This is a genomic window from Streptomyces cyanogenus (assembly GCF_017526105.1).
Classification (GTDB): domain Bacteria; phylum Actinomycetota; class Actinomycetes; order Streptomycetales; family Streptomycetaceae; genus Streptomyces; species Streptomyces cyanogenus.
This window is the reverse complement of sequence record NZ_CP071839.1, coordinates 1,572,326-1,585,851: the sequence shown is the minus strand read 5'-3', so window position 1 is coordinate 1,585,851 and position 13,526 is coordinate 1,572,326. Positions and strand designations below refer to the sequence as shown.

Below are 13,526 nucleotides of genomic sequence, written 5' to 3'. Positions count from 1 at the left end.
TACTGGCGCTTCGTGCAGGCCAATGCCATGGGGGCGTTCGGCGGAAGCTACGAGAGCCCCGTCACGCCGTCCGCCCCCGCTCCAGGGAGGAACGGGCCCGGGCGGCCTACGCCAGGTCCTCGTACGGCAGGAGGTCCGGACGCTTGGCCGGGCGGCCGTCGCCCGAGGAGCGGCCGGTCAGGCGGCGGCCTATCCAGGGGAGCAGGTGCTGCCGGGCGAACCGGACGTCGGCGGTCCGCCGCGTCAGCCAGCCCGGCGGGGCCGTCGCCGGCATCGGTATGTGCCAGTCGGTGTCCTCCGGGTCGTACCCGAGCGTCTGCCACACCGCCTCGGCGACCCGGCGGTGTCCCTCCGCCGTCAGGTGCAGCCGGTCCACGTCCCACAGCCGCGGGTCGGCCAGTGCGGGCGCCCCGTACAGGTCGACCACCACGGCGCCGTGCTTGGCGGCCAGCTCGTCCACGCAGGCGAACAGCTCCTCCATGCGCGGCCGGAACCGCTCCAGCACCGGGCCCTGCCGTCCGGGGCTGCGCATCAGCACCAGCTGCCTGCAGGAGGGCGCCAGCCGCTCCACGGCCTCGGTGAGCAGTCCCCGGACCCGGCCCATGTCGCACTTGGGGCGCAGGGTGTCGTTGAGGCCGCCGACCAGGGTGACGACGTCGGCGTTCATGGCTGCGGCCACCTCCACCTGCTCGTCGACGATCTGCCCGATCAGCTTCCCGCGCACGGCGAGGTTGGCGTACCGGAAGCCGGGCGTACGGGCGGCCATCCGCGCGGCGAGGACGTCGGCCCAGCCCCGGTAGGAGCCGTCGGGAAGCAGGTCCGACATGCCCTCGGTGAAGGAGTCGCCGACCGCGACCAGGCTGGTGTAGGCGGGAGGTGTGGGATTCGTCTGCATGGCGACAGCGATGGTATCCCGAGGCCAATACCAGCCGGTCGGTCAGCCCTGGGTACCGGGCAGCCGCTCCCGGCCCTCAGCTCTGGGCCGGCTGGCCGAACAGCTGGCGCAGGACGTCCTCCATCGTGACCAGGCCCGCCAGCCGGCCGTCGTCGCCGAGGACGGCGGCGAGGTGGGTGCGGCTGCCGCGCATCGCGGTGAGGACGTCGTCCAGCGGGGTGCCCTCGCGGACCCGGGCGATGGGGCGCATGTCGCGCAGCCGGAACGCCACGTCCCGCGGCGAGGCGTCCAGCGCGTCCTTGACGTGCAGGTAGCCGACGATCCGGCGGCCGGTGTCGACCACCGGGAACCGGGAGAAACCCGACTCGGCCGACAGCCGCTCCAGCTGCTCCGGGGTGACGCCCACGCGCGCGTAGACGACGCGTTGCAGCGGTACGACGACGTCGCGCACCGGCCGGCTGCCCAGCTCCAGGGCGTCGTGCAGCCGCTCCTGCGCCCGGTCGTCGATCAGGCCCGCCTCGCTGGCGTCCTTGACGATCTCGGCCAGTTCGGTGTCCGTGAAGGTCGCCGCGACCTCGCCCTTCGCCTCCACCCGCAGCAGTTTCAGCAGCCCGTTCGCGAAGGCGTTGACCGTGAAGATCACCGGCCGCAGCGCCCGGGACAGCGCGACCAGCGGCGGGCCGAGCAGCAGCGCGCTGCGCACCGGCTCGGCGAGCGCGATGTTCTTCGGGACCATCTCGCCGAGCAGCATGTGCAGATAGGTGGCGAGGGTCAGCGCGATCACGAACGACACGGCGTGCCCGGCGCTCACCGGCACGCCCAGCGCGTGGAACACCGGCTCCAGCAGATGGGCGATCGCCGGCTCGGCGACCACACCCAGTACCAGCGTGCACAGCGTGATGCCGAGCTGGGCGGCGGCCAGCAGCGCGGACACGTGCTCCAGGCCCCACAGCACGCTCCGCGCGCGCCGGTCGCCCTCCTGGGCCAGCGGCTCGACCTGCGAGCGGCGCACGGAGATCAGCGCGAACTCGGCGCCCACGAAGAAGGCGTTGACGACGAGGGTCGCCAGACCGATCAGCAGCTGTACGGCGGTCATCGCGTCCCCTCCCGCGTCCCACGGGTTCCGTAGGTGCCGTGGGCACGCTCGTCGTCCAGCGGCGCGTGCAGCAGCACCCGCGCGGCCCGGCGGCCCGAGGCGTCGACCACGTCCAGCCGCCAGCCGGCCACCTCGACGCTGTCCCCGACGGCGGGTATCCGGCCCAGCTCGGTGGCGACCAGGCCGGCCAGTGTCTCGTAGGGCCCCTCGGGCACGCGCAGTCCCACGCGCGCGAGCTGGTCGGTGCGGGCGGCGCCGTCCGCCGCGTACAGGGCCCGGCCCCGCTCGTCCGCGCCGGCCGGGGCGAGGTCGGGCGTCTCGTGCGGGTCGTGCTCGTCCCGCACCTCGCCGACGACCTCCTCCACGATGTCCTCCAGGGTGGCCACACCGGCCGTACCGCCGTACTCGTCGATGACGACGGCCATGGTGCGCCGGCCGCCGAGCCGGTCCAGCAGCCGGTCGACGGTCAGGGACTGGGGCACCAGCAGCGGCTCGCGCATGATCTGTGCGACCGTGCGGTGGCGCCGCTGGTCCGCGGAGACGGCCAGCACGTCCTTGATGTGGGCGGTGCCGACGACGGAGTCCAGGCTGCCCCGGTAGACCGGGAACCGGCTCAGTCCGGTCGCCCGGGTCGCGTTGGCCACGTCCTCGCAGGTCGCCTGGGTGTCGAGGGCGATGACCTGGACGCGCGGGGTCATCACGTTCTCGGCCGTGAGGTCGGCCAGGTTCAGCGTCCGCACGAACAGTTCGGCGGTGTCCGGCTCCAGGGCACCCTCCTTGGCGGAGTGCCGGGCGAGCGCGGCCAGCTCCTGCGGCCCGCGCGCGGAGGCCAGCTCCTCGGCGGGCTCGACGCCGAGCCGGCGGACGAAACGGTTCGCGGTGTTGTTCAGGTGGGTGATGAAGGGCCGGAAGACCGCGCTGAACCAGCGCTGGGCGCTGCCCACCCGCTTGGCCATCGCCAGCGGCGAGGAGATCGCCCAGTTCTTCGGCACCAGCTCGCCGACGACCATCAGGAACACCGTCGACAGGGCCGTGCCCAGCACCAGCGCGACCGAACTCGCCGTGGTCGGGGACAGGCCCATCGCCGTGAACGGCCCGGCGAGCAGCTTGGCGATCGACGGCTCGGCGAGCATGCCGACCACCAGGTTGGTGACGGTGATGCCGAGCTGGGCGCCGGAGAGCTGGAAGGTGAGGTTCCGTACGGCTTTCAGGGCGCCCGCGGCACCACGCTCGCCACGCGCGGCGGCCCGCTCCAGTTCGCCGCGTTCGACCGTGGTCAGGGAGAACTCGGCCGCCACGAAGGCGCCGCAGGCGAGCGACAGCAGGATCGCCACCAGAAGGAGGAGCACTTCGGTCATCGGTTCACCCCCGTCCCATGATCGGACAGGGTGGGACGGAACGCGCGGTGTCGCGGACTGGGAGGCTCGCCCATGGGCGGACGCTCACAACCTTTCATAGAGGGCCGAGTGCTCCCTCAAGAGTAAAGGATGGGCAAAAAAGCCTTCCGGTGCCCGGTCCCGGCCCCCGGTGTCAGTCCGTGAGCGGCTTCACCCAGCGCCGCCAGTGCTCCTCCGGCCCGTACCCGGCGGCGCTCCACGCGTGCTGCGCCCTCTCGTTGCGGACCAGCACCATCGCGTCCGCGCGCCGCCCGCCGAGTCCCGCGAAGCGCTCCTCGGCGGCGGCCAGCAGCGCCGAGCCGATGCCCTGCCGCCGCCGCTCCGGGTGCACCGCGAGCCGGTACAGATGGCACCGCCAGCCGTCGAAGCCGGCGATCACCGTGCCCACCAGCTCACCGTCCAGCTCGGCCAGCACGAGCGCCTCCGGGTCCCGGTCGACCAGCCGCTCCACACCGGCGCGGTCGTCGCTGATGCTCGTCCCCTCGGCAGCCGTCTTCCAGAAGGCGAGGACGGCGTCGAGATCCTCGGGCCCGGCGGCGCGTACACGCAGATCGGTCATGGCGCCATCATGATCGCCGGCTCCCGGGCGCCGCCCGGCATCTCCATCATGCGGACTCGTCCCGCAGCCGTTCCATCACCGGCGCGAACGCCTCCATGAACGGCTCCAGCACGGTCAGGTACGAGAACCCGAACCGCTCGCGCTGCGCCCGCACCTTCGCCACCACGTCGTCCAGCGGGCCGGCCAGCACGATGGGCAGGGCCAGAGCCTGCTCCACGGTCATCCCCGGCCGCCCCGCCAGCAGCGGCTCCAGGGCCGGCTCGGGATCGTCGGTGACGGCCACCAGCTGGATCAGCAGGTTCAGCTCGGCGGGCTCGGCGCGGTCCGCCGCCAGCGCGCGGTACCGGGCCACCCGCTCGTCCAGCTCCTCGGCGTCCAGCGGGTCCAGGGTGCCCGCGGACTTCCCCGGCCGGGCCCCGGTGAAGGCCGCGATGTCCGCGTGCTCGGCGGTCAGGCGCAGCATCCGGTCGCCGTTGGCGCCGATCAGCACCGGCACCCGGGCCTGGGCGGGCCGGGGAGCGTGGTCCCCGGAGCCGAACAGCCGCTCCAGTTCCGTCACCGTGCGCTCCAGGTGGTCCACCCGCTCGCGCGGCGAACCGTACGGCAGCCCGGCCGCCTCGTGCTCCGCCCGCACGTACCCGGTGCCCAGGCCCAGTTCGAGCCGGCCGCCGGTCAGCGCGTCGGTGGTCGCCACCTCGCGGGCCAGCAGCGCAGGGTTCCAGAAACCGGAGTTGAGCACGAACGTGCCGAGCCGCGGCCGCTGCGTCGCCTGTGCCGCCGCGACCAGCGCCGGGAACGGCGCGGGCATGCCGAGATGATCCGGGACGAGGATCACGTCGTAGCCCAGTTCCTCGGCGCGACGACACGTGGCGCGCCACTCGGCGGCGGGCGCCGGCGTGAGCAGGTTGACTCCGAAGCGGAACGGACGCACCATCACATCTCCCCGTTGGCACACGACTTGACCGGGCTCGATTCCATCACGTCCGCTCCGGCACGATCACCGGGGCATGCTCACTCGTGGGCGATCGCCGCCAGCACGTTCATCCGCGACGCCCGCAGCGCGGGCAGCAGCGCCGCCACCACGCCCACCACCGCCGAGCCGATCACCACCGCGACGATCGTGCCCCACGGGATCGCGAGCACCGTCAGCCCGCGCAGGGCCAGCACCCGCTGCATGCACACCCCCCACACGAGACCCAGGCCCAGCCCGAGGACCGCCCCGAACACCGCGATCACCACCGACTCCAGCCGGATCATCCGGCGCAACTGCCGCCGCCCCAGCCCGATCGCCCGCAGCAGCCCGATCTCCCGGGTGCGCTCCACCACCGACAGGGCGAGCGTGTTGACCACGCCGAGCACGGCGATGACGATCGCCAGCCCGAGCAGCGCGTACACCAGGTACAGCAGCACGGCGATCTGGTCGTGCACCAGATCCTTGTAGTCGGCCTGGTCGCGCACCTGGACCTGCGGGAAGGAACGCAGCGCCCGCTCCAGCCGGGGCCGCAGGTGCGCCGGGTCGGTGCCGGGGGCCGCGTCGACGTAGAGCGCGGCGTCCTGCCCGTTCGGCACGTACCTCTCCAGCGTCGCCAGCCCGAAGAAGAGGCCGCCCTGGTTGCCGAAGCCGTCGGCCGCCTCCTGGTCGGTCAGCGCGGCGACGGTCAGCTCCGCCCGGCGTCCGCCCGGGAACTCGACCGGCAGCACACTGCCGACCCGCACACCGTGGTCCTCCGCGTAGCCGGCGTCCAGGGCGAGGTGCCCGTCGGCCAGGGCCGCCGCCGAGCCGCCCCGCGCGTACGCGATGTGGGCGACGTCGTCGAGCCGCGGGCCGTAGCCGGCGGCGGACGTCGTCACCCGACGGCCGTCCGGCAGGCGTACGGCGATCGGGGTGAGCCGCTGCCGTACGACCAGCCCGACCCCGGGTGTCGCGGCCGCCCGGTCCGCGATCTGCCGCGTGAACGGCATGAAGTTGGCGTTCTGGACGACGAAGTCGGCGCCCAGCGTGCGGTCGATCTGGCGGTCGAACGACGCGGACATCGAGGCGCTCGCCACCGACATCCCGCAGACCAGGGCCAGGCCCACCATCAAAGCGGAGGCCGTGGCACCGGTCCGGCGCGGATTGCGCAACGCGTTGCGCCGGCTCATCCGGCCCACCGGGCCGAACAGCGCGGGGAAGGCAGCGCCCAGCACCCGGATCACCGGCCGCACCAGCAGCGGGCCGGCCACCACGGTCCCGATCAGCGTCAGCACGACACCGACGCCCAGCAGCGCGGCGGCCGGCGCGGCCCGCGTCGCCGCCGCGCACCCGGCCAGCGCCGCCGCGCCGGCCGCCCCGACCACCGCACCGGCGATCCCGCGCGCCGCCAACGGCCTGCCCGCGCCGGCCCCTTCGGCGACCCCGTCACTGGCGAGTGCCGCCATCGGCGAGACGGCCGCCGCGCGCCGAGCGGGCAGATAGGCGGCCACGAAGGTCACGCCGAACCCGACGACGTAGGCCGCGACCGGCGTCCCCCAGCCGATCACCATCTCCGTGGCCCTCAGGTTCATCCCGAACGCGCTCATCAGCCGGATCAGCCCGAACGCCAGCCCGATCCCGGCGGCCAGCCCGAGCGTCGAGCCGACCAGCCCCAGCAGCAGCGCCTCGGTGAGCACCGAGCGCCGCACCTGGCGCCGGTCCGCGCCCAGCGCCCGCAGCAGGCCCAGTTCCCGGGTCCGCTGGGCGATCAGCATGGAGAAGGTGTTGACGATCAGGAACACGCCGACCAGCAGGGCGACACCGGCGAAGCCCAGCATCACGTACTTGACCACGTCGAGGAAGGTGCCGAGCGCGGCCGCAGCCGACTCGGCCTGTTCCCCGGCGGTCTTCAGGTCGTACGTCCCGGTGCCGACCACCGCGCCGACCCGGCGCTCCAGTTCCGCGTCGGACACGCCCGGTGCCGCGTCCACCGCGATGCCCGTCGCCCGCGCGGACGAGCCGAGCAGTTCCCGGCCGGCCACCGCCGGGTCGAGGTAGAGCCGGGCCGCGCCCGGATTGGTCGTGGTGAAGGTGACGATGCCCACGACCCGGACCCGGAAGGTACCCGGCTGCGCCTGCACGGTCAGCGGGTCCCCGATCCGTACGTGCCTCCGGCCGGCCGTGTCCGCGTCCAGCAGTGCCTCGCCGGGCCCGCTCGGCGCGTGACCGGAGGTCAGCCGCACCGGGCTGCGACCGGTGGCGTACCAGGCCGCGGCGACGGTGGGGGCGCCGGTGGTCGGGCCGACGGACCGGTTGCGGCGGTCGACCACCACCACGTTCTGCACGGTCACCTCCGCGCGCGCCGCCGCCACCCCGTCGACCCCGGCCACCCGGTCCCGCAGGGCGGCCGGCACGGTCTGCACCGCACCGCTCGTCCGCGCCGACCCCAGGTCCTGCCGGGGCTGGACCGTCACATCGGCGGCGGTGGAGGCGAACAGGCGGTCGAAGGTGCGGCCGACGGTGTCGGAGAAAATCAGGCTGCCCGCGACGAACGCCACCGACAGGATCACGGCCAGCGCGGACAGCGCCAGCCGCCCCTTGTGCGCGAGAAAGCTCCGCAGGGTCGCCTTGAGCACCGGGTCAGCCCTCCTCGTCGGTGCGGCCGTCGCGGGGCCGGCCCCGGACCGCGTCGAACCGCGGCGGCCGGGGGTCCCCGCCGGGAACGACACGCATGCGCTCCAGCACGGCCTCGGCCGTCGGCCGGGCCATCTCGTCCACGATCCGCCCGTCGGCGAGGAAGAGCACGAGGTCGGAGCGGGCGGCGGCACCCGGATCGTGCGTCACCATGACGACGGTCTGCCCGAGGTCGTCCACGGCACCGCGCAGAAAGCCCAGCACCTCCAGGCCGGCCCGCGAGTCCAGGTTGCCGGTCGGCTCGTCGGCGAAGATCAGCTCGGGCCGGGAGGCCAGCGCCCGCGCGCAGGCGACGCGCTGCTGCTGGCCGCCGGAGAGCTGGGCCGGGCGGTGCGCGAGGCGGTCCCGGAGCCCGAGCGTGTCGACGATCAGGTCCAGCCACCGCGCGTCGGGCTTCCGGCCGGCGATGTCCATCGGCAGGGTGATGTTCTCGGCCGCGGTCAGCGTCGGGATCAGGTTGAACGACTGGAACATGAACCCGACCCGGTCCCGCCGCAGCCGGGTCAGCTCCCGCTCCCGCAGCCCCGTGATCTCGGTGTCGCCGAGCCAGACCCGGCCGGACGAGACGGTGTCGAGGCCCGCGAGGCAGTGCATGAGCGTGGACTTCCCCGACCCCGAGGGGCCCATCACGGCGGTGAAGCGGCCCCGCGCGATGTCCACGTCCACCGCGTCCAGGGCGAGCACGGCCGTCTCGCCCGAGCCGTACGCCTTGGTCAGAGCGCGGGCACGGGCCGCGATCCGGCCGTCCGGCGTGCGGCCGGGTGCGTGCTGAGCAGCAGGTGTCGACAAGACCGCCTCCCGGTCGCCAAAACCGCCTCCGCGGGCGAGCGTACGGCTCCGCCCGTCCCGAGCGGGTGCAGGGGCGCACCGCCCGTACCGAGCGGGCGTACGGCTTCCGCCCGCCCCGGGCGAGCGTAAGGGACGCGCGGGCCCGGCGCAGCGCCTCCGTGCGCCCTTGCCGGCGCTAGCACCCCGGCGCTAGCGTCGAGGCATGGCGAAGACCCAGCTGAACGTGCGTGTGGACGAAGAGACCGCCCGCGCGGCCCGCGAGCGCGCGCTGGCCCGCGGCATGAGCGTCAACCGCTACATCGAAGAGCTGGTCAGACAGGACACCGGCGAGGCGGGCCGCACCTTCGTGGAGGCCGCCGCCGACTTCATGAAGAGTTACGAGTCGGTGTTCGCCGAGGAGTTCACCGAGACCCGCGGCACCGACGCCGGCGAAGGCCGCCGCTGATCCCTTGAACGAGCTCAGTATCGACCTCGCCTGGCTCCTCATGCTCGCCGAACAGCGGACCCCGGGAGACCCTCAGGTCACCGACTGGGGCGCCCTGGTCGCCGCCGTCGCCCGGCACCGGGCCGAGATATTCGGCGTGCCCGTCTACGACACCCCGCAGGCCCGCGCCGCCGCCCTCCTCCAACTGCTGATCCACGTCCCCGCGCTGGAGCGCTCCAACGCGCTGTTCGCCTCGGCGGTCGCCTACGCCTACCTGGTCGCCAGCGGCGAGAAGGTCGCCACCACCCCCCAACAGGTCAGGGACCTCGCCCGGCTGGTCAAGGACGGCGCGGCGAGCGTGGACGACATCGCGCGGGAACTGCGCGGCTGGAGCATCTGATCAGCGGGCGTCCGGCTCGTCCGGCCGCCAGGCGACGCCGAGCGAGCAGTACGACGTCGGCAGCGCCGGCCCCTTTTCCGGCAGCAGCACCCGCCGGTGCGGGCCGAGGCGGAACCCGGCGGCGCGCAGCGCGGCGACCGGCTCCCGGGACAGATGACAGCCGCCGCTCACGACCGGCCACAGGGTGCGGTCCAGGGCCTGCTGGGTCAGCGTCATCACCCGGCCGCCGCCCCGCCCGTGCTCGAAGAACCGCACCTCGCCGCCGGGCCGGAGCACCCGTCGTACCTCGCCGAGCGCCCGCTCGACATCCCGCACGCTGCACAGCACGAGTGACAGAACGGCCGCGTCGAACGCCTCGCTCTTGACCGGCAGGGCCTCCGCCGCGCCCGGCACCACGTCGACCGGCACCTCGGCGCGCAGCGCGGCATCCAGCGCCAGCTGCCTGAGCAGCGGCTCCGGTTCGATCGCGACGACCTCCGCGACCGTGCCCGGATAGTGCCGGAAGTTCAGCCCGTTGCCCGCGCCGATCTCGATCACCCGCCCGGACAGCCCGGCGAGCAGCCGCTCCCGCACCCCGGCCATCCCGAGCCGGGACTCGGCGCCCACGCTGATCCGGGCGTAGCAACGGGCGAACAGCGGATGGTGGACGGGACTGCGCGCAACCCGGCCGGAACCGGTGGACAGCAGGCGCATGGCAACCTCCCTGGACAGCACGGTCCTGGGACCTGCCGTCGCGGGGCGGACGGGAGTCCGACGACGGGGCCCAGCAAGAGTGTCCCCCAGGACACGCCCGGGCATCCCCACCGAACGGCTCCCGCGGCCGGCCGTACTGCCGGCCGCGGCCCCTGCCGGCTCACCCGGCACGCGCGTCCACCGCTGCCACGGGAGTCCTGGGGCGGGGGCGTGGGGTGGTGCCGGCTGTGGGCTCTGCCGGTTCGGCCGGGGTGGGCGTCCACCGTTGCCACGGGAGTCCTGGGGCGGGGGGCGGCTACGGCGCCTGCCGGATCGTGAAGGCCTCCGCGTCCCAGGTGCCGTCCAGCCGGGGAGCGAGCCAGCCCGGTGCCGACGTACGGAACTCCGCGGGCGGCAGCGCCCCGGCCCCGGCGGGCACCGCGCCCAGCAGCGGGGCGCCGGCGACCTCCGGCAGGTCGGCCACGTTGCAGCGGGTGGCCAGATCGGGGGCGTCGGGCCAGCTGCCGATCACCACTCCGGCCAACTCCAGCCGACGACGCTCCAGCTCGCGGGCCGTCAGCTCCGTGACGTTGAGCGTGCCGAGCCCGGCCTGGGCGACGACCAGCACCGGCGCGTTCAGCAGCCGGGCCACGTCGGCCAGCGTGCCGCCCGTCGCGTCGAACCGGACGAGCAGCCCGCCCGCCCCCTCGACCAGCACCAGATCGTGCTCGGTGGCCAGCTTGGCGGCCCGCTCGGCCACCTCGTGCGGGTGCACCGGCGCCATCCCGGCCCGCCGGGCCGCCGTACCCGGCGCCAACGGCTCGGGGAACCGCGCGAGTTCGGTGGCCGTGACCGGACCGGCGAGCCGCGCCACCTCGTCGGCGTCCCCGCGCTCGTCCGGCCGTACGCCCGTCTGGGCGGCCTTCAGCACGGCCACCGAGCGCCCGGCCGCGAGCGCCGCGGCGGCGACGGCGGCCGTGGTGACGGTCTTGCCGACCTCCGTGCCCGTGCCCGTGATCACCAGTACCGGCATGTCATCCCTCCCGCGCCGCGGCGCACACCGCGCGCGCGATCCGTGCCACGTCCTCGTCCGAGGTGACGTACGGCGGCATCGTGTAGATCAGGTCGCGGAACGGGCGCAGCCACACGCCCTCCCGCACGGCGGCGTCGGTCGCGGCCTTCATGTCCACCGCGTGGTCGAGCTGGACCACCCCGATGGCCCCGAGGACGCGGACGTCGCGCACCCCGGCGAGGTTGCGCGCCGGCGCCAGGCCCTCGCTCAGCCCGGTCTCGATCCGCTTGACCTCGGCGCGCCAGTCCTGCCCGAGCAGCAGCTCGATGGAGGCGCAGGCCACGGCCGCCGCCAGCGGGTTGCCCATGAACGTCGGGCCGTGCGCGAGCACCGGCACCTCGCCCCGCGAGATGCCGTCGGCGACCCGCGCGGTGCACAAGGTGGCCGCCATCGTCAGATAGCCGCCGGTCAGCGCCTTGCCCACGCACATCACGTCCGGGCTGACGGCCGCGTGCCCGGCCGCGAACAGTTCGCCGGTGCGGCCGAAGCCGGTGGCGATCTCGTCGAACACCAGCAGCACGTCGTGCGCGTCGCAGGCCTCGCGCAGCACCCGCAGATAGGCGGGGGAGTGGAAGCGCATGCCGCCGGCGCCCTGCACCACCGGCTCCACGATCACCGCGGCCAGCTCGTGGGCGTGCCGCCCGATCAGCTCGCGCAGATGGTCCGCGTACGACTCCTCGTACGCGGCGGGCGGCGCGTCCGCGAACACCTGGCGCGGCAGCACACCGGTCCACAGCTCGTGCATCCCGCCCTCGGGGTCGCACACCGCCATCGGCTGCCAGGTGTCGCCGTGGTAACCGCCCCGCCAGGTCAGCAGCCGCCGCTTCTCCGGCCGGCCGAGCGAGCGCCAGTACTGCAGGCACATCTTCACCGCGACCTCGACCGACACCGACCCCGAGTCGGCCAGGAACACATGCTCCAGGCCGTCGGGCGACATGTCGACAAGGTGCTTCGCGAGCCGGACGGCGGGCTCGTGCGTGAGCCCGCCGAACATGACATGGCTCATCCGCCCCAACTGCGTGCGCACGGCCTCGTCGAGCACCGGGTGGCGGTAGCCGTGGATGGCCGACCACCAGGACGACATGCCGTCGACCAGTTCGCCGGAGCCGTCGGCCAGCCGCAGCCGGACCCCGCTCGCCGCCTCCACGACGAGCGGTTCCACGCGCCCGGGCATCGGGCCGTACGGATGCCACACATGCCGCCGGTCCAGTTCCAGCAGCTCCGGCACACCGAGGTCAGGCATTGGGCGCGAGGTCCGTTCCGGCGCCCCGGCGGCGGACCGCGACCAGATCGGTGCGCGGCTCGGCGGCCGTGGCAACAGCCGCCGTACCGCAGACGCCGCCACCTTCGTGCGAGCCGCAGCCCGCCTCGGCGTGCGACCCGCAGCCGGCCTCGGCGTGCGAGCCGCAGCCCGTCTCGGCGTGCGACCCGCAGCCGCCCCCGACGGCCGCCGCCCGGTGCTCCGGCAGCGTCACCTCGCCGGCGCCCTCCACCTCGAAGCCGGCGTCCGCGATCATGTCCAGGTCGGCCTTGCCGGCCTGGCCCTCGCTGGTCAGGTAGTCGCCGAGGAAGATGGAGTTGGCCAGGTGCAGCGCCAGCGGCTGCATCGTGCGCAGGTGGACCTCACGGCCGCCCGCGATGCGGACCTCCACGTCCGGGCAGACGAACCGGACCATCGCCAGGATCCGCAGGCAGCGCTGCGGGGTGAGGTTCCACTCCTTGGCCAGCGGGGTGCCCTCGAACGGGATCAGGAAGTTCACCGGCACCGAGTCCGGGTCCAGCTCCCGCAGCGAGAACACCACGTCGACAAGGTCCTCGTCGGTCTCGCCCATGCCCGCGATCAGACCCGAACAGGCGGACAGGCCGGCCGCGTGCGCCTTCTGCACCGTTTCCACCCGGTCGGCGTACGTGTGGGTGGTCGTGATGTCCCCGTACGTCCCCTCGGACGTGTTGAGGTTGTGGTTGTAGGCGTCCGCGCCGGCCTCGCGCAGCCGTTCGGCCTGGCCGTCGGAGAGCAGGCCGAGGCAGGCGCACACCTCGACGCCCTCGTTCTGCTCCTTGATGGCCTTGATGGTCTGCGAGACCCGGTCCACGTCCCGGTCCGTCGGGCCGCGCCCGCTGGCCACCAGGCAGACCCGCTTGGCGCCGCCCGCGAGACCCGCGGCGGCGGCCTGGGAGGCCTCGTCCGGCTTGAGCCAGGTGTACTTCAGGATGTCGGCCTTGGAGCCGAGCCGCTGGGAGCAGTACGAGCAGTCCTCGGGACACAGGCCCGACTTGAGGTTGACCAGATAGTTGAGTTTCACCCGGCGCCCGAACCAGTGCCGGCGCACCTTGCCGGCCGCGGCCACCACGTCGAGCAGGTCGTCATCGGAGGTGGCCAGCACGGCGAGCGCTTCCTCGCGGGTCGGCAGCTCGCGCCGAAGCCCCTTGTCCACCAGCGTGTTCAGCAGGTCCATGAGGCCCGATCCTGTCCTACGGGACCGCCCCTGGCCAAGGAGACTTCGCACAACAGAGCCGGATCACCGTGTGGGTATTGCCACACGGTGGGCGGCCGGACGTACCGCTAGGGTCTGTCC

13 protein-coding genes are annotated in these 13,526 nt (G+C 74.0%); 2 read left to right on the top strand and 11 right to left on the bottom strand.

Annotated elements, in window-relative coordinates; genetic code table 11:
* Positions 1–106: 106 nt before the first annotated feature.
* The 7 genes from S1361_RS07010 to S1361_RS06980 form a co-directional block, all read right to left on the bottom strand.
* On the bottom strand, positions 107–895 hold the full coding sequence (locus S1361_RS07010) for an SGNH/GDSL hydrolase family protein (RefSeq protein WP_208030975.1): 789 nt from the start codon (positions 893–895) through the stop codon (positions 107–109).
* A gap of 76 nt (positions 896–971) precedes the next feature.
* Positions 972–1,991 carry a hemolysin family protein gene (locus S1361_RS07005; RefSeq protein WP_208030974.1) on the bottom strand — a complete coding sequence of 340 codons (1,020 nt, stop codon included), beginning with the start codon at positions 1,989–1,991 and terminating at the stop codon, positions 972–974.
* Complete coding sequence (locus S1361_RS07000; protein WP_208030973.1) at positions 1,988–3,349, bottom strand: hemolysin family protein; 1,362 nt, start codon at positions 3,347–3,349, stop codon at positions 1,988–1,990. Before S1361_RS07000 ends, S1361_RS07005 begins: the two co-directional genes overlap by 4 nt.
* A 172-nt stretch (positions 3,350–3,521) precedes the next feature.
* The gene (locus tag S1361_RS06995; RefSeq protein WP_208030972.1) at positions 3,522–3,947 is read right to left on the bottom strand and encodes a GNAT family N-acetyltransferase; all 426 of its coding nucleotides are present in this window, start codon (positions 3,945–3,947) and stop codon (positions 3,522–3,524) included.
* A 46-nt stretch (positions 3,948–3,993) separates the two neighbouring features.
* Positions 3,994–4,881 carry an LLM class F420-dependent oxidoreductase gene (locus S1361_RS06990; protein WP_208030971.1) on the bottom strand — a complete coding sequence of 296 codons (888 nt, stop codon included), beginning with the start codon at positions 4,879–4,881 and terminating at the stop codon, positions 3,994–3,996.
* Between the two features lie 77 nt (positions 4,882–4,958).
* Positions 4,959–7,535 carry an ABC transporter permease gene (locus tag S1361_RS06985; RefSeq protein ID WP_208030970.1) on the bottom strand — a complete coding sequence of 859 codons (2,577 nt, stop codon included), beginning with the start codon at positions 7,533–7,535 and terminating at the stop codon, positions 4,959–4,961.
* Between the two features lie 4 nt (positions 7,536–7,539).
* Positions 7,540–8,382, bottom strand: coding sequence for an ABC transporter ATP-binding protein (locus S1361_RS06980; protein WP_208030969.1), 843 nt, complete (start codon positions 8,380–8,382; stop codon positions 7,540–7,542).
* 202 nt (positions 8,383–8,584) lie between these two features.
* On the opposite strand from S1361_RS06980, the gene S1361_RS06975 reads away from it, so the two are divergent.
* Together S1361_RS06975 and S1361_RS06970 are read left to right on the top strand one after the other, a co-directional pair.
* A complete protein-coding gene (locus tag S1361_RS06975) occupies positions 8,585–8,827 on the top strand; it encodes a toxin-antitoxin system HicB family antitoxin (protein WP_208030968.1) in 243 nt (80 codons plus the stop codon).
* Between the two features lie 4 nt (positions 8,828–8,831).
* Complete coding sequence (locus S1361_RS06970; RefSeq protein WP_208030967.1) at positions 8,832–9,206, top strand: fic family toxin-antitoxin system, toxin component; 375 nt, start codon at positions 8,832–8,834, stop codon at positions 9,204–9,206.
* Here the strand turns inward: S1361_RS06970 and S1361_RS06965 are convergent, their stop codons facing one another.
* The 4 genes from S1361_RS06965 to bioB form a co-directional block, all read right to left on the bottom strand.
* The gene (locus S1361_RS06965) at positions 9,207–9,899 is read right to left on the bottom strand and encodes a class I SAM-dependent methyltransferase (protein ID WP_208030966.1); all 693 of its coding nucleotides are present in this window, start codon (positions 9,897–9,899) and stop codon (positions 9,207–9,209) included.
* A 295-nt stretch (positions 9,900–10,194) separates the two neighbouring features.
* Positions 10,195–10,911 carry a dethiobiotin synthase gene (gene bioD, locus S1361_RS06960; protein ID WP_208030965.1) on the bottom strand — a complete coding sequence of 239 codons (717 nt, stop codon included), beginning with the start codon at positions 10,909–10,911 and terminating at the stop codon, positions 10,195–10,197.
* 1 nt (position 10,912) lies between these two features.
* Positions 10,913–12,193, bottom strand: coding sequence for an adenosylmethionine--8-amino-7-oxononanoate transaminase (locus S1361_RS06955; protein WP_208030964.1), 1,281 nt, complete (start codon positions 12,191–12,193; stop codon positions 10,913–10,915).
* On the bottom strand, positions 12,186–13,406 hold the full coding sequence (bioB, locus tag S1361_RS06950; RefSeq protein WP_208030963.1) for a biotin synthase BioB: 1,221 nt from the start codon (positions 13,404–13,406) through the stop codon (positions 12,186–12,188). Before bioB ends, S1361_RS06955 begins: the two co-directional genes overlap by 8 nt.
* Positions 13,407–13,526: the final 120 nt, after the last annotated feature.